The following is a 16,577-nucleotide window of genomic DNA, read 5'->3' as shown; positions in this document are numbered from 1 at the left end:
CTGAACCAATATTTCTTTGAGACATCTTCTGAAATCCCCTTGACAACTGCCATACAGGCTTAACTTGTTACGAATGGTCAAGGATTGCAATGGTTTGATGTCGCTGATTTGATTTTTATAGAGGTAGAGATAATTCAGGTTAGTCAAAGATTTTAGCGGTTTGATGTCGCTGATTTGATTGCCGTTGAGGTCGAGCCAAGTCAGGTTAGTCAAAGATTCTAGCGGTTTGATGTCGCTGATTTGATTGCCGTTGAGGTCGAGTTTCGTGAGAGTCGAAAGTCTCTGATTAGCGGCATCGCACTAAGTAGTCCCTGCTGTCTTCAACAGTACCTCAACAGTACGTTTAGCTTCAGGACTCAAATCAGCTTTTTCACGACACCAATCAGTAAATGTTCGTCCACTGTTTCCCGGTTGCGTTTCTGCTGCTAACGCTCCAAGCCTATTTCCACATAATGTTAGACCGATCGCACTACAAGCAACTACTATCCACTTGTGTAAATTCATATGTTTTTATGCCACTATAAATGTTATAATATTGTACCTTTAATTTGATTAACTGTATTTTAAATAACTCTTAAAAATCAAAAGGAAGCTGAAATATAGATAATTTTTCAGCTTCCTTTTTTAATTGATTTTGATTAATTTAACGCAGGCCCAGCCAGGTAAAAAAATCCTGACGGGTGAAGAATTCTAGCAGCAAAAGTCCCACGAACCCCACCATCGCAAATCTTCCGTTGATTTGTTCTGCATAGGCATTCCACCCAAAGGCTGGTTCTAGTTTTGGGGTATTTGGGGTTGTCGGTTTTGGGGATGGAGGAGTTTTAGCAGTCATTTAAAAGTTTTGAGTTTCGTGTTTTGAGTGATGGCTTTGGGGAAGCTTTGCGATCGCACAACTTGTAATTTACCAGGAAAATGACAGCCGATCACTAATCTGCTGACTTTTCTAAACTTTGAACCGATTCGATCAGATTTCGCACGGTTTCAGTACCTTCTGAAGGTTCAAAGAACAGTGGGAACTTGCCGCGAGCGATCATTCTCAAACCCAAGGGACCCAGACTCAGCAAACCTTTAACGTCGCGGAAGTAGTTTCCTACTACTTCGATGCCAAATTTGCGCTCGTCTATCCAGCCGCCTTCTTTGACGAGATCGATTAAAACTTTGCGGTGGCGGATTGATCGACTGGCTTGGTCGTCTTTGCGATCGAGAATCTCTTGTTTAATCTTACCAATTTGATCCATCGGCGCCACTTCCATCGGACAAACCGAGTTGCAGTAGTAACAGCGGGTGCATCCCCAAACGCCTGCGGTGCCTTCGTTGTATTTTTCCAGTCGATTTTCGGTTTCGCTGTCGCGGGAGTCGGCGATCGTGCGGTAAGCTTTGGCGAGGGCGTGGGGGCCGACAAATTCCTGGTTGACTTCGCGGGCGTTGCACTCCGAATAGCAAGCGCCGCAGAGGATGCAGTTGCCGGTTTGGTCGAGTTTCGATCGCTCTTCTGGAGTTTGCAGAAATTCGCGTTCTGGAATTGCTCGCGAGGCTGTGCTCACATAGGGTTCAACTGCTTCTAGGTTGTCCCAAAAACTGGTCATGTCAACAACCAAATCTTTAATTACCGGCATATTTCCCATTGGGGCGACGGTGATTTCTGGGATGAAATCGGCCGGCTTTTCTGCTGAGCTGGAATCAGCTATTTTTTGTAGTCTTGCGAGTTCGCTGGCGACATTTTCTTTGCAAGCTAATGCCGATCGACCGTTAATTCGCATAGAACAACTGCCGCAAATTGTATTGCGACAATTTTTGCGAAAAGCTAAAGTGCCGTCCTGTTCCCACTTAATACTGTTGAGGCAGTCGAGGATAGTATTGCTCTCTTCAACGTCTAGGGTGTAAGTGTGAACCCGGGGAGCCTCGTTTTGATTTTGGCGGACTACGTTAAAGCGGACTTTCATATTTTGAGTGAGGAATTTAGTTTCTATTTTAAGCTGAATTTTGGGGTTCGGTAAAAAGCTCTTATTTTTTTAAACCACTATCTAAAGTAAGAGATTTAAGCAGTTTTATTATTGTTTAATAAGAGGCAATAAGTCCAAAGTCATAAATTCTAAATTATAACTTTTTTTAGCGGATTTTTTGAGATGTTAAGTGGAGAGAACATTAATTGATCGCTGCAGTTTGCGAGTCGGAGGTGCCTTATGTCCAGCTTGTTTGTATTAACTTTCATGTTTTCAACGCCGGCTTTTTGTCTGGGTCTGCTAAATCCTCAATGGGTGGGACAGGGAAATCGCAAGCGCTCGGCTGCCTTGTACGGCGGAGTGATGGCAGTTTCGTTCCTTTTGCTTGGAGTTACAGCACCTAAGCCGCCGCAACCACTTTCCTCGGGGCTGCTGGCCTCAACTGAATGGCCAGAATTTACGGTAAGCGCACCTTTGCGCTGAACGTAGCTGGGTATGCATCTCACTTTTCTGCCAGCATTACGAGAAATTTTACCAGGACTTACGCCCGGTTGGGGCGAGAAACGTAGTTTTTTAATAAAAATACTTGGTTCTACTCATTTACTGCAATTAAAAACCCCGGTTTATAGGCGTCGGAGTGCGCTCGCGAACTCTAGGAAAAAATCGTGGGTTTAGTAAGGAAAAATACACTCACCAACCGAGTTTCACCAGCGTCCGGTGTCTAGGGTTATATTTACTTCGTAAATCCTACGGATTTGTGAGTTGCCTGCTGATAAATAAGGAAGTTAACTTCTCAGGACTTACGCACAGAAATTAAAGAAATCGGGTTGTTTAAACAGATATCCTTCGTGCTTCACCTCGGATTTTGGGAAAAGAAACCTGGTTTCTGCGTCCTGGATTACTTCTCTTTTTTACTGTTAAAAGTTGCGATGTTTAATTTTTTCGTCTTAAGCTTTCTATTGTCGATACCTGCCTTCTTTCTGGGTATTGTTAATCCGAAATGGGTGGGCGCACCAACCCGCAAGCGATCGATCGCGATGTACGGCGGGTTGATGGCGGCTTCGTTTGTACTTGTTGGCGTCACCGCACCCAATCCGTCTCAGGAAGTTTCGGTGGCGCTTTCGGCCCCAAGCGATCCGTTAGTATCATCTCAAACCGCTAAGCCGTCACCGCTTTCGGCAGCGCCGACACTGAAGCCGGAGACTGTGAAAACGCCGACACCAACACCGAAACCTGCCATTTCTGCGAAGGTACCTGCACTTGCCAAACCAAGGCCCGATCGCAAATTGCCATCTTCAGTCAAATCTGTTGAACGAACCGCAGAGATTGCTCTTGATGCACAGCAGCCAAAGGAAGATACCAAGAAAGTTATTTACGAGTCTTCTAAACCGAAGGTTAAAAGTGCCGATTTTCCGAGTTGCGTTAACTCAGATTGCAACTGTTCTGACTTTGCGACTCAGGCCGAAGCGCAGCGAGTTTTAGAAGCATATCCGGGCGATCCTTTTAAGCTCGATCGAGATCGAGACTCGATCGCTTGCGAAACGCTAGGTTAGATTTGCTCTGCCAACAGCCTCGGTTAATGATGAAGGCTTTTTTGGGTGATTGTACGAATTGAAGAACGCAAATAGATCGGCTAAAATTGTCTAATTGTTGAGCTTGCGGTGCGGGTGCAGCTATGACTTACAGCTTGAGAATTGTCGATTTGCCAACGAGTGAACGGCCACGGGAACGGTTGATGGCGGGTGGCCCGAAAAGTTTGGCGACTGCAGAATTGATTGCGATTCTCCTGGGTACTGGTCAGGGACCCGGCAAGCTTTCCGCCGTCGGGCTCGGACAGTATATTTTAAATCAGTTGAGTTTGCACCACCGTGATCCTCTGGCTGTGCTACGCACTATTAGCGTTCAGGAGTTGACGCAGATTCACGGGATTGGCCCTGCCAAGGCAACTTCGATTTTGGCTGCGGTGGAGTTAGGAAAGCGGGTGTTTCAGTCGCGGCCGCCGGAAATGGCTGTGGTTGACTCTCCGCAAGCGGCGGCGGATGCCCTGAGTCAGGATTTGATGTGGCAGTCTCAGGAACGTTTTGCTGTGGTGTTGCTGGATGTGAAAAATCGGCTGCTGGGTACTCAGGTAATTACGATCGGCACAGCAACGGAAACTTTGGCTCACCCACGGGATATTTTTCGCGAGGTGATCCGCCAGGGGGCGACGCGGGCGATTATCTCGCACAATCACCCATCGGGAATTGTGGAACCCAGCCCGGAGGATATTGCTTTGACGCGGCAGTTGCTGGCGGGAGCGCAGTTTTTGTCGATTCCGCTGCTGGATCACTTGATTTTGGGGAATGGCGATTTTCGGAGCTTGCGGCAGACGACGACGCTTTGGGACGAGTACCCGCAGGGTGATTGAACTCTTATACTTAACTAATTTCATTACTATCATTAGTTATTTGTATCTTTGGGCTCTCCGACGGCTGAATCACCCGTGACAGCAGGCAAATTTTCCGGCTGGAGTACCCCGCTAGAGCCTGTTTTGGCTGAATGTCGCTGCTGATACTTCGTTTCGATCACAACTCGGTTAATCTAGTATAGGTAGGCTGAAGAGGTCGCTAATCCGATTTTTTTTGAGCATACTAAACGTATACTGAACCAGCACCTAAATACCCACTTATTAAGAAATTATTAAATGGGATGTAAAATACACGGTGTGGTGATAGGAGGAGAACTGTGTTTCTGAGACTTGCAGAACAACACCGTAAATTCGTTCAAGATTTGGTAATGAACCTTCAAGCTTTAGCGATCGTGCTAGAGCATCGGGGGTATCTGGCATCCTGCTACACTTGCGGGGGTCAGATGAACAGTGCCTCATTTATGGTCAGTTTGACGGACAACCATCTGATTCGATTTTTAGTGTCAGATTACGGTATCACTTGGACTGAGATGCGGGACGACCGCGAACTGATGAAACTAGAAGGTGCAGAAGCGATTAATCAGTTACAAGAACTGGCAAATCTCGTAAAGTATCAAATCCAACCTTCGGAAGCTACTTTAGCGACGGCGCAGTGAGTGTAGCGATTGCACGGTTCCGAGGAAGGCGACGCAAGAAAGTGGGTGCTTGTCTGCTAAAACCGAATCCCCAGCGAGTTAGTTGAGAGGGTTCATTTAGGTGCACAGCGATGGCTGCTCAACAGACAAGGGTGCTATCAGGGTGCCTTCAGACGGTTTAGCGCTCAGTCTATCGAAGTGAGCCTGGGCAGACGGCATACTTTATGCCAGAAGTCTCAAACTTGGAACCTCTAGTTTTTTTTTCAGGACTTGGTTCTCCCTTGAGAGCGATTAGCAAAATGTAGAAGTGGGAGTGTTCGTCGGCTGCGACGTTAATTTCTAACTTTGGCATTCAAAAGTCAAGGAATTGAAATTAACTTTGAGCAGGCAGGTAGGATTTAACATCCAGAGTGAGAATGAGGCTGTGAAGATTGGGTGAAGCGCAGACCCAGGGCTATGGCATACGGGCGATTCAGCAGTCAAGTGCAAAGCCAGTAAGGCTTAATTCGAGCCATTCGTCTGTGCTTGGTTGAAAACATCTTCATTTGTCTAAAATTCCCTGTTTGTATAGTCGCGCATTCCATGAGACTGTTGGCGAATCAATACTTTGTTTCTTTGGGGGGTTTAATAATGAACCGCCAAGACGCCAACTACGCCAAAAAGGAAGAAGAAAGAGGAAGAAGGATAGAAAAATTAATTGCGGGCAATTATCCGGGCACGCTCTAAGAGGGGTGCGACGGGAGCAAATGTGAGGTGTCACCCTTCACGGATTCGCCAACAGCATCACGGCGCGGAGCTTAAATTGATACCAATGCCCTTGTGGTTGCCCCACCAAAGTGTTGCCAACCCCCTACACTCGTCCAAATTTCGGTTGCATCCGCAGTTGGGCCGACACCGGCAGATGCTCTGAACCAATTGGCGGTAAAACATTGGCTGATTTTGCCCCCCAGTGGTGAGAATACCAAACATAGTCAAGCCTCACCAGGGGAAAAGTTAATTTCCAGTTTAACTGTTTAACCAGTAAACTCAGATCCCACCCGTGCGGAAAAGTAAAGCCAAAACCCACTCCTGCTGTTCGGAAAGCATCTTGCATAACCGCTTTCAAATAATAGTAGTCTTGAGATTGGTCAGTCAGATTAAAGTCCCCGGCAGCAATAGTCGGCAGCGTTTCTTTCTGGAGTCGCCGCACTAAATCTTGAATTTGTGCCGGTCGGTCGCCGTACTCGTAAACTGGGATTTTGAGGAAAGGCAAAATTTTATGCTGGCGAAACCACGGTGGGGTGGTTGAAATGTTATAAAGAACTACATCTTGCTGGTTCATTGCGATAATAGCTCGTTCCTGTGGTTCGTTCCCACCGGCTAGCTTTAACTTTTGGAAAGAGCGAATGGGATATCTGCTGAGAATCACATGGTATCCGCGCCCCAGGTTGTGCGGGTATAATGCGGCCAACTTAGAGAATACTTCTTTGGCGTAATCCTCCTTAATTTCTTGCAAACAAATGAGGTCTGGTTTTTCTTCTTCAATTAGGTTGACCAAAGCTTGTGGGGATTTGTGATGCCAGCCGAGGTTGAGAGAAAAAATCTTGAGGGTTGGCTGGGAATCACTGATGTTCGTCTGCTGGGGAGAAAAGTAGGTGACGTGTAGCCAACCCAGCAAACAGATGCCAGCGACAGAGGAAACAATCGCGAACCAGCGTTTCTTTATGATAAAAAACCCTAGAATTGGCAGCAGGAAGATTGGCAAGAAAATCCAAGGAACAAAATCCCCCATCAAGGCAATCGGCCACAGCCTGTCCCAAAAGATCAGTCTCAGAATCAGATAGCTGACAATCAGTGCTGAGTAAGCGTAGGCGAGCAGTTGAGCAATTAGCTGCAAAAATCGGTAAGGCTTAATCATAGCGCCGTCTGCAATAGCATCCTCTTACTGGTGTGGGGACAAAAAACTGGATACTGCTCAGCTCAAATTACATGAAATGACCGCTCCCCTGCTGAGGCTAGGGAATACACTTCTCCTGTGTCCGGCTCTTTTATTTTATACAGACTTGTGGCTGGAAACAGTGATTGAAAATCGCGATCGATATATTGCTATTTAGAGTAAGTTGTTGGTTAAATCAAAATTAGCGATCGCGAAGTTAGGAATCTCAAGCAAATGATAAATCTCAGCGAACTACTAGAACCCATCGCCAGTCAATTTCGCAGTCTGGGAATTCCCGAACCAATTACCCATTGGGGACACCCTGTAATGATGGGGATAGTGGTGGTGGCGATGGGCAGTTTTGTCGGGTATACGGGATGGCAGGGACGTTTGGCCGCCGATAAAGATGTCGCACTCAAAAGTCGCTCGGATCACCGCAAGCTTGCACCCTGGATGTTTCTGTTTCTAGCTTTGGGCTATACAGGCGGCTTGCTGTCGCTGGTGATGCAGCACCAACCTGTGATGGAAAGTCCGCATTTTTGGACAGGTTCGGCAGTGCTGGTTTTACTGGCTGTTGGCAGCTTGATTTCGCTAACGGGTTTTGGGGGCAATAAGCTGGCACTGCGCGCGGTTCACGCTTATTTAGGCACGACAGCCCTTGCACTTATGGTGCTGCACGCGGCTTTCGGTTTAAAATTGGGGCTGTCTATTTAGAAGAGGAAGAGGAAGGGGAAGGGGAAGGGAAAGAATGTAAGGAAAGAAATTTTGCCCTAACTTACGCACGGGTAGCCAGAAACTGGGTTTTTTATCTAAATACATAGCGTTTAGCTTTTTATCTATGTTTAAAAACCCGGTTTTTTTGGTAAGGAGTGCATAGGTTTCCCTGAAATATTCCCCCTCTAAATTACTAATTAATGAATCAAGCAACGGGTGCCATTTTCTGTCTTGCCTACATTTTGGGATTGATTTCTACAGCGGTTCCTTGGGGGAGATACGGGATACTTGCTTTGGGAATAGCGGTGGCAATCGCCATGCCGAAATTGTTGCGAAAATTTACTCTAAATTCTGTAAAAGTTACTAAGAAAAGACGCAGCCGACAAAAAGAAAATTCTCTGGAAGAGCCCTTAGATACGAGGGAAGAGTTGAGTTTGTTGGAAAGGCTGCCGAGAGCGAAAGGGGTGTGGGCAGTGGCGGGTTTGGTGGCATTTCTAGCTAGCATTTATTTTGCAGTTCGATCGCCCCAACCGGCAGTAGATGACATCAGCAAACTGATCCCGGCTGGCGGGAACACTCAGGAAGTGGCAGTGACAGTTCGCGGTAGAGTTGTCAGTACGCCTCGATTGACTCGATCGGGTCGATCGCAATTTTGGCTAGAAACAGATTTAGTTAGCGAAATCAACGGCGGCGAGGGAGGAGCAGTCGTAAACCGCTCAGTATCCGGCAAACTCTACGTTACAGTGCCCGTGCTGCAAGCAACGGGTTTGTACGCCGACAATACGATCGCAGTTGTGGGTTCGTTGTACAAACCGCAGCCGCCGTCGAATCCGGGGGCTTTTGATTTTCAAGCATATTTAGCCAGAGAAGGGGCTTTTGTCGGACTCAAAGGTCGTCAAATTGACTGGACGAGAGAAAAGGCGATTGCGGATGTAAATCGAGTTAACAGCCAAACGGCTGCTTTCTTGGAGCCCAGCGGGATGCAGCCATCAAAAATTCAGGCGATGCGGCAGCGGATCGTGCGATCGCAGCTATCGCAGTTAAATGTTCCCGAAGGGCCCTTAATCAGTGCGATCGCCCTCGGCAAACAAGCGGTAGATTTACCTTACAACATCCGCGACTATTTTGTGCAGGCTGGATTGGCACACGCGATCGCAGCTTCCGGCACTCAAGTTTCAATGGTTTTGGCTTTAGTTATAGGTTTAACCAGACGTTTTTCCAAACAATTACAATTTAGTTTTGGTGTCGGTGCTTTATTTTTGCTCGTGGGCTTAACTGGCTTTGAAGCTTCAGTATGCCGCGCTGCTTTGATGGGATTTGGAACATTATTTGCTTTGGTGCTGAGCCGCCAAGTTAAGCCGCTGGGATTGCTGTTAATTGCTGCTACTATTTTACTGCTGGTTAACCCTTTGTGGATTTGGGATTTAGGTTTTCAACTGAGCTTTTTGGCGACTTTGGGGTTAATAGTGACAACGCCGCCACTGATGGCAAAGTTGGACTGGATGCCTCCCGCGATCGCTTCAATTATTGTGGTTCCGATCGCCGCTTCAGTTTGGGTGCTGCCGCTGTTACTTTATGTTTTTAGTGTGGTATCACCTTACAGCATTTTAGTTAATATTATTGCGGCTCCTTTGCTGTGGATTTTGAGTATTGGGGGGATGGTTAGCGCTTTAGCGGGATTGCTTTTTCCGCCGGCTGGCAGTGTTTTAGCGCAACTGCTCGATTATCCGGCAAAGGGGTTAATTGCGATCGCCGAATATTTCTCGCAATTACCGGGTAATTCGGTAGCTGTCGGTCAAGTATCGGTGTTTCAGCTAATAGCGCTTTACAGTTTAATTTGCTGGGTTTGGATCGGGGGAAGTTCGGCAACGAGCAATGTACGGGATGTAACGGATAGAAAAAGGAAGGAAGAAAAAAGACGGAAGCCGGAAGCAGTCAGAGGGAAAAACCAGGAAAAAGGTAAAGGGAAGAAGGGGAAAAGCAGAGTTATTGCGCTGCCGGTTTTTTCTGCAGCTTGGATTTTACCGCTGGCGCTGGTGGCGGGAATAAGTATCATAGTTTTGCCAGCTTGGCACGTTCAAGCATCTTTATTTCAAGTTACTTTGCTGGCGACATCTGGCGAACCTGTTTTAGTAATTCAAGATAGGGGAAAAGTGGCGCTAATTAATAGCGGTGATGAAAATACCGTGAGGTTTACAGTGTTGCCTTTTTTGCAGCAGCAAGGAGTTAATTCTGTGAATTTTGCGATCGCCACTCACGGTCATTTAGGTTTGAGCAGTGGTTGGGGAAAATTACTAGAACGCTTGCCAATTAAAACATTTTATGATAATAATGCTCCGAAACAAATTCACCGTGGCAACAATCAGGAATTTATGACGGCTGTGCAGTCTCGCCAAGGCGTTTACTTTCCTTTAGAAACTAACAGTACAGTTGATCTGGGTTCGACCCGGTTGCAGTTGGTGAATGCGGAGATTCCGGTGGTAAAATTCCTGGTGGGAAATCGAACTTGGTTGCTCGTCGGTGAAATGACACCGGAAGCGCAAAAACAATTGGTCGCAACGGGAACCTTGAAGCCGGCTCAAGTGCTGTGGTGGTCAGGAAAAGCCCTGACGGCTGAGTTATTGGGCGCAGTTGCGCCGCAAGTGGCGATCGCATCTGCTGACGAAATCGACCCAGAAACCGCAGCCCAACTGCGCCAAAGCAAAACTCAAATATTCTGGACAGGGCGCGACGGAGCCCTCCAGTGGACTCCAGCAGGGGGATTTAAGACCACTTTGGAATCTGAAGAAAATCAAACTTCTTTTTTATAAAGATTTACAATCTGGCGCACTGTGCGGTAAAATACTTTTAGCTCACATCTCAAATCACTTGGAGAGGTGGCAGAGCGGTTGAATGCGGTAGACTCGAAATCTACTTTAGGGGTAACTCTAACGTGGGTTCAAATCCCACCCTCTCCGTACATCTCAGCGTCAAGCGTCAAGCGCGCACCTTATTAACCTAGGGTGCGCGCGCCTTATCATAGGATGAAATTTAGCTCCACAATCTCAGTAGCATGATAGCTGCTTTCATTTCGGTAAGGTAGAGGCTTAAAATCTCAAGGAAACTCTTAACTCAAAACAGGGCACAAAAAAAGGGAAGAGTGTTGGTAAAGCGGGCGGTTCCAAACCGCTGTCTCAATCACTAATAAGGTGCGGGCGGAGGATGGGGGAATTAGTCTAGATTCTTTGTTTCGCTAGTTTGTAGTCGCTAGTTCCTAGCCTGAGAGCAAAAGAGACTGTTGCCCGTTCCCCGTGTCCTCTTTCTTCTAATAACGGGGTTCCGATTTTGGAGGCGGTGTTCTATGCGTTAAAGCCTAGCACAAACTGCTCATACCGGAATAGAAATCACAAACTCCGAACCCTGACCGAGGGAGGAATTCACGAGTAACGTACCTCCATGTTTTTCCACAACAATTTGGTGGGCTATAGACAATCCTAATCCAGTTCCTTGACCCACAGACTTGGTGGTGAATAAGTGGTTAAAGATGTTTTCCTTGACTGAGTTCGACATCCCCACTCCATTATCCTTAATGCGAATCAAAACCTGATTGTGATCTTCGCTCAGAGCAGTTTGAACCGTGATTTGATTAGGTCTGGCTTTAATTTCCTTAAAAGTGCGCTCCTTATTTGACTCTTCCAGAGCGTCAATGGCATTTGCCAGTACGTTCATAAATACCTGGTTTAACTGTCCGGGGAAGCATTTCACTAGGGGCAAGTTACCATACTCTTTCACAACTTCAATGGCAGGGCGGAACTCGCTGGCTTTTAAACGGTGCTTGAGAATTAGCAGAGTGCTTTCGAGTCCGTCGTGAATATTGAAAGAAACTGGTCGATCGCTATCTGCCCTGGAAAACGTTCTCAAACTCGTACTGATATTGCGGATGCGATCGACTCCTTCCTTCATTGAGCCAATTAATTTGGGCAAATCTTCTCGCAAATACTCCAAGTCCATATCCTCAATTTCTGTTTCAATTTCCCCTCCCGGATTGGGAAATGTTTCTTGATACAAATCAATCAAGTTGAATAAATCCCCGACGTATTCTTGAGCGGGTTGCAAGTTGCCGGCGATAAAGCCTACGGGATTGTTAATTTCGTGGGCTACACCTGCGACTAAATTTCCCAGAGCAGACATTTTCTCACCCTGTACCAATTGCAACTGCATCTGTTTGAGGTCGTGGATAGACTGCTCTAGTTTTTGGGCATATTCCTGGGATTGCTGATACAGTCGGGCGTTCTGTAAGGAAATTGCTGCTTGCGAGCACAGGATATTGAGGATGGCGACGCGATCGCCCGTGAATACCCCTGTTGCTAAATTATTTTCCAAATACAAAATCCCCATCATTTTCCCTCGCTCGCTGATGGGAGTGCACAGCAGGCTCTGAGGTTGGTGTTGGATTATGTAGGGGTCAGATGCAAATCTTGGTTGATTGCTCGCATCATCAAAAATCAGGGTTTCTTTTGTACGTTTGACGTAGTTGAGCAGGCTCAGAGGAATTACTTCGCTCTCCTCAACCGGAATTGATTGCAGAAGGCAGTCTTGACGATTTGTGCAGTGGACGTTGAGCCTCCAGTTTCCCTCTTCATTCAACATTAATGCTCCGCTTTGTGCTCCGGCATTCTTCACCACCACTTGCATGAGGGTAGTGAGCAATTGATCGAGTTTAATTTCGCTAGATAGAGCTTGAGAAGCTTTGATAACTGTCGGCAAATCTACTAAGCCCCAACTGCTGGTGCTACCGATAATTGTTCTATTCGTGTTAGATACGGATGATTCACTATGGGTGGATGTATGAACTGTTTCGCTCGAATTCTGGCGAGTTCGCTCTTGTTGCAGGATCACAGCAAGCAATTCGGGGTAGCGCTGTTCTAGATGGTCAATCTTTGCTTTTGCTCCCCAACGAGCGTAAGCATAGTAAGCATCAATTAAATATGGTTTGGCAATTTTTTCTTTGCCCCATGACAAATAAAATTTGGCTGCTAGTTCGTGAGCCAGTGCTTCCTCGTTGAGGTATCCGTTCTCTTTGGCCAGAGCAATAGCCTTGTCGTACATCTCAAGCGCTTCTATTTTTTCGCCTAACACCCGATGCCGTTCTGCCTCCACTAGATAGAATTTATGCAGATGATTCATGGGGGCATGATGTGCCCATTTTTGCATTTTTTCTTGATTAGCTTGTACTCTGTCGAGAAGTTTCTCTTGTTCTGACTGTGGAGTGTCAGAATACACCGCTAACCGCACCAAAGAATCGTAGAAATGGTAAACAGGAACAACGGGCATTCCTATTACTGCATTTAAATAGTTCTCTGCTAGAGCGATATTATCAATCGATTCTGAGTATTTTTCAAAGCAATAACAAAGTAAAAACTTGTGTAAATATATGTATGCAAATCCTATTTGGTCATTTGTTTGCTGGTAAACCGTCAACTTGATATCCTCATCGTAGGCTTCACCCTTTAGAATGCAGGGATTGTTACTTTTTCCCAGCATATTCAAGCTAGCCTGCCAATAAATCTCTATATAATTAAGCGGCTTTTTTTGCTTAATTTTATCAATAGCATCTCTGTTTCTTGCTATCTCTCTTTCAAGGAGAGCGAGTTCTTTGCCACTATAGTAAGCTGAACAGGAAGACTGTAATAAATTATAGGCTGCATATTCTATATCTCCTGTTTCCATTCCGCTAGAATAAGCTGACACCAAAGGCTCTAAGGTTTCTCTGAGATGCTCTTTGCAATGTCGGATAAAGAAATTTACTACGAAAGCTGTCTTGGCTTTGATTTCTTGAGAATTTAACTTTGACGCTAGACTTAAAGCCAATTGACCGAACTGATAACCTGAATCAATATCTCCCACAACTCCACAAAGAAGAAAACCATAATTGGCGTAAACAAAGGGAGAAACGGAAGCATTCCCATATTGGACGGATAATTGTACTTGTTTGCATACAGTCAAAGGCAACAGTGCAGGAGCAGCAAGGTATGCAGTAGCAAAGATACTTGATAAAAGTCTTATGGCTGCTAGTTTATAGGGCTCCTTCATTTGAGGCAGCTCAATTAAATCCTCAATTCGCTTCTCGTTCAAAATTGCCGCAGTTTCGCCTAATGCCTGCCCAATATCAGACGGATTTGGCTCCGAGGGAAACTCTACCCCCAACAGTTTTAAAACTTGTAGTCCCGTATTCAGCGCTTCCTGTAACTTATTTTGCGCCATACAAGCTTCTATCTGTACTTCATATACTTTCACTTTGTCCAGTAGTATTTTGGCACAGCTTTCCACGACTGAGGCTAATTCTTCCATCCCGTCAAAGTCACCGCTGAGATATGCCGCTTCTGCTGCTTCGGTATGCAGCCCTAAAGTTAGTTCGTATTGATTATCCCAACTATTGGCTGTCAGTAATTCCTTGCCAATCTTGAAATATTCAACCGCAGCAGCATAAGCGGTAGCAGCTTTGGCTTTCTTTCCAGCAACCAGATTCAATCTTGCTAATTGCTCCCGTTCTGCCTCCGGGGTAATTAGCTCAACTCCCACATTTAAGTGATTGACAATATCAAAAATTCTTTCTTCTCGATCGGCTTCTGGCGTATTCTTTAACAGCAGTTGACCTATTTTTAAGTGAGTAGAGCGCTTTTGGTCTTCAGGAATGAGAGAATAGGCTGCTTGTTGGACGCGATCGTGTAAAAACTTATATTTGGGTAATTGGTCATGGGTCAATGATAATTGGTCAGATTCCTTCCCATTACCGATTACCGATTCGCTATTCCCCTCTGCTTGATAAAACTTATAAACTTCGGTAATGGGTAAAATTAGCCCGTCTTGTAGTGCCTTCCATAAAGCTGTTGCGGTTTCTACGGGCGAATTTTCATTAACAATTGCTAAAGTACCTAAATCGAACTGATTGCCAATACAAGCAGCTAACTTTAAAACTTCCTGTGTCTGGGTTGGCAACTTTCGCAACTGAAGTGCCATAAATTCTACTACATCATCTGTTAGTGCCAAGGTTCGCACTCGGGCAATATCGCACTGCCAATACCGCTCTTCAAAATTAAATTTAATTAGCCCATCTTCATGCAAAGATTTAAGGAATTGTGTGCTGAAAAATGGATTGCCTTGGGTTTTCTGATAAACGAGTTCTGTCAAAGGCAGAGCCAACGCTGTAGAACAAGCTAGAGTATCGGCCACTAAACAATTTACGTCTGCTTGAGCGAGCGGAGCTAAGGTAATCGCATTCACCTTTGCTTCAGTTTTTTGAATATCTGCTAAGGTCAGCATCAATGGATGTGCTGGAAACACTTCGTTATCTCGATAAGCTCCAATTAATAAGAGATAGCAGTTATCGGCAGCACTCATCAGCAATTGAATTAATTTTAACGATGCTGAGTCTGCCCATTGCAAATCGTCCAAGAAAATCACTAAAGGATGTTCTTTTGTTGTGAATAATTGAATAAAATTTTCAAACAACAAATTGAAGCGATTTTGCCCGGCACTGCCAGAAAGTTCTGGGACTGGCGGTTGCGAGCCGATAATACGTTCGAGTTCGGGAATGACTTCAACTATCACCCCAGCGCTATCGCCCAAAGCTGCCAAAATTTTCAACTTCCATTCTTCAATTTTAGCATCTGTTTCTGACAGCAATTGTCCCATTAAATCGCGAAAAGCTTGGACAAATGCTGAAAAGGGAAGGGTGCGTTGAAATTGGTCAAATTTGCCTTTAATAAAGTAGCCTCGCTGTCTCACAATTGGTTTGTGAACTTCGTTGACAACAGCGGTTTTGCCAATGCCGGAGAAACCGGCAACGAGCATCATTTCGGTGCTTCCCCCACTGACGCGCTCAAAGGCCGCTAGCAGGGAGAATACTTCGCTTTCTCTACCGTATAATTTTTCTGGAAGAGTAAAGCGATCGCACAAATCTCGCTCCCCTATTTTAAAGTTAGTCAGCGCCCCTGTCTCTTGCCACTGGAATAAACAAGTTTCCAAATCAAACTTGAGTCCTAGGGCGCTTTGATACCGAGCTTCAGCATTCTTCGCCATCAGTTTGCTGACAATCTCAGACAGCACCAATGGAACACTCTGGTTGATCGTTGAGGCTGGGATAGGTTGTTTGGCGAGGTGACAGTGTACCAAATCCATTGGATCATCTGTTTGAAATGGTAACTTTCCTGTTAGTAATTCGTAGAATGTTACTCCTAGAGAGTAGAAATCTGTGCGGTAGTCAATACCCCTGTTCATCCGGCCAGTTTGTTCTGGAGATATGTAGGGTAAAGTGCCTTCGAGGACGTTAGGATTTTGAATTTCTTGGGTTTCGCGAGGCAGCAGGGAAGCGATGCTGAAGTCAATCAGCTTCACTTCTTTGCTGGTGGGGTTAATTAGAATGTTGGCGGGCTTGAGGTCTTTATGGATGACGTGGTGGCGATAAAGTCCGTCAAGGGCGTTGGCAATTTGAATGGCAATGGGAAGAAACTCGTTAACGGGCAAGCCTTCTAGAGGTTCGTTGCTATCGGATGCGAGGCTAGCAAGGTAGTTACTTAAGGAAATTCCGCCAAAGTCTTCCATCACCAGAGCATAGTGGTTCTGGTAAGTCTCCAGGCTGTATGCCTTAACACTGCCAGGGATCTCTAAGTTTTTAGCAATGATGTACTGGTTGCGGAAATGAACCAGTTCGTTGAAGCGGGGAAAGTCATTTCGCAGCAGTTTGATCGCGACTGGCTGCCCATTTTCCGAGCGAATGCCACGATAAACTAGAGTTCGATTACCTGCGTATATTTGCTCGTTTATGTGATATCCTAGAACAAGATTTGTGATGCTAGTCATACCTACGTATTCCTACTACTTCTATAAAGCCTGAAGTTTCTGAGAGTTGATATCTACTATTGTCGCTCTATCTGCTGTGGTATTCAGTGTATTACATTTTTCTTAATATACTTTGTGGTTCA

Annotated in this window: 12 protein-coding genes, 1 tRNA gene and 1 pseudogene; 7 read left to right on the top strand and 7 right to left on the bottom strand. The window is 45.7% G+C overall.

Translation table 11 applies throughout. The annotated features are described in order from the left end of the window. From QUA57_RS17565 to QUA57_RS17550, 4 genes and pseudogenes are all read right to left on the bottom strand, one after another. Positions 1-279 (bottom strand): annotated as a pseudogene (locus tag QUA57_RS17565) (leucine-rich repeat domain-containing protein); the annotation flags it as partial. 21 nt (positions 280-300) lie between these two features. Continuing rightward, complete coding sequence (locus tag QUA57_RS17560; RefSeq protein WP_333062504.1) at positions 301-504, bottom strand: hypothetical protein; 204 nt, start codon at positions 502-504, stop codon at positions 301-303. 139 nt (positions 505-643) lie between these two features. Beyond that, positions 644-832 (bottom strand): chlorophyll a/b-binding protein, encoded by a 189-nt coding sequence (locus QUA57_RS17555; RefSeq protein WP_333062505.1) that lies wholly within the window; start codon positions 830-832, stop codon positions 644-646. A 94-nt stretch (positions 833-926) separates the two neighbouring features. Then, the gene (locus QUA57_RS17550; protein ID WP_333062506.1) at positions 927-1,943 is read right to left on the bottom strand and encodes a succinate dehydrogenase/fumarate reductase iron-sulfur subunit; all 1,017 of its coding nucleotides are present in this window, start codon (positions 1,941-1,943) and stop codon (positions 927-929) included. Between the two features lie 240 nt (positions 1,944-2,183). Here QUA57_RS17550 and QUA57_RS17545 point away from each other — a divergent pair, with 240 nt between their 5' ends. The 3 genes from QUA57_RS17545 (at position 2,184) to radC (ending at position 4,350) form a co-directional block, all read left to right on the top strand. Beyond that, positions 2,184-2,426: a hypothetical protein gene (locus QUA57_RS17545; protein ID WP_333062508.1), complete on the top strand. Its 243-nt coding sequence runs from the start codon at positions 2,184-2,186 to the stop codon at positions 2,424-2,426. 446 nt (positions 2,427-2,872) lie between these two features. Continuing rightward, on the top strand, positions 2,873-3,496 hold the full coding sequence (locus QUA57_RS17540) for an excalibur calcium-binding domain-containing protein (RefSeq protein WP_333062510.1): 624 nt from the start codon (positions 2,873-2,875) through the stop codon (positions 3,494-3,496). A 122-nt stretch (positions 3,497-3,618) separates the two neighbouring features. Beyond that, positions 3,619-4,350 carry a RadC family protein gene (gene radC / locus QUA57_RS17535; RefSeq protein ID WP_190736147.1) on the top strand — a complete coding sequence of 244 codons (732 nt, stop codon included), beginning with the start codon at positions 3,619-3,621 and terminating at the stop codon, positions 4,348-4,350. Between the two features lie 32 nt (positions 4,351-4,382). Here the strand turns inward: radC and QUA57_RS17530 are convergent, their stop codons facing one another. Further along, complete coding sequence (locus QUA57_RS17530) at positions 4,383-4,511, bottom strand: hypothetical protein (RefSeq protein ID WP_333041245.1); 129 nt, start codon at positions 4,509-4,511, stop codon at positions 4,383-4,385. A gap of 156 nt (positions 4,512-4,667) precedes the next feature. Here QUA57_RS17530 and QUA57_RS17525 point away from each other — a divergent pair, with 156 nt between their 5' ends. After that, complete coding sequence (locus tag QUA57_RS17525; RefSeq protein WP_015176985.1) at positions 4,668-5,006, top strand: DUF1815 family protein; 339 nt, start codon at positions 4,668-4,670, stop codon at positions 5,004-5,006. An 829-nt stretch (positions 5,007-5,835) separates the two neighbouring features. On the opposite strand, the gene QUA57_RS17520 is transcribed toward QUA57_RS17525, so the two are convergent. Continuing rightward, a complete protein-coding gene (locus tag QUA57_RS17520) occupies positions 5,836-6,882 on the bottom strand; it encodes an endonuclease/exonuclease/phosphatase family protein (RefSeq protein ID WP_333062511.1) in 1,047 nt (348 codons plus the stop codon). A 252-nt stretch (positions 6,883-7,134) separates the two neighbouring features. On the opposite strand from QUA57_RS17520, the gene QUA57_RS17515 reads away from it, so the two are divergent. The 3 genes from QUA57_RS17515 to QUA57_RS17505 all read left to right on the top strand — a co-directional run bounded on the left by QUA57_RS17515 (position 7,135) and on the right by QUA57_RS17505 (position 10,571). Next, the gene (locus QUA57_RS17515) at positions 7,135-7,614 is read left to right on the top strand and encodes a DUF4079 domain-containing protein (RefSeq protein ID WP_333041247.1); all 480 of its coding nucleotides are present in this window, start codon (positions 7,135-7,137) and stop codon (positions 7,612-7,614) included. Positions 7,615-7,814: 200 nt separating this feature from the next. After that, entirely contained in the window at positions 7,815-10,424 is a 2,610-nt protein-coding gene (locus QUA57_RS17510; RefSeq protein WP_333062512.1) for a ComEC/Rec2 family competence protein, read from the top strand. Between the two features lie 60 nt (positions 10,425-10,484). Continuing rightward, positions 10,485-10,571 (top strand) — tRNA-Ser (locus QUA57_RS17505). A 409-nt stretch (positions 10,572-10,980) separates the two neighbouring features. Here QUA57_RS17505 and QUA57_RS17500 read toward each other — a convergent pair. Beyond that, the gene (locus tag QUA57_RS17500) at positions 10,981-16,455 is read right to left on the bottom strand and encodes an AAA family ATPase (RefSeq protein ID WP_333062513.1); all 5,475 of its coding nucleotides are present in this window, start codon (positions 16,453-16,455) and stop codon (positions 10,981-10,983) included. Positions 16,456-16,577 lie beyond the last annotated feature (122 nt).

It is taken from the genome of Microcoleus sp. Pol7_B2 (assembly GCF_036701035.1).
Taxonomy (GTDB): Bacteria; Cyanobacteriota; Cyanobacteriia; order Cyanobacteriales; family Microcoleaceae; genus Microcoleus.
This window is presented reverse-complemented; position numbering and strand designations above follow the sequence as displayed.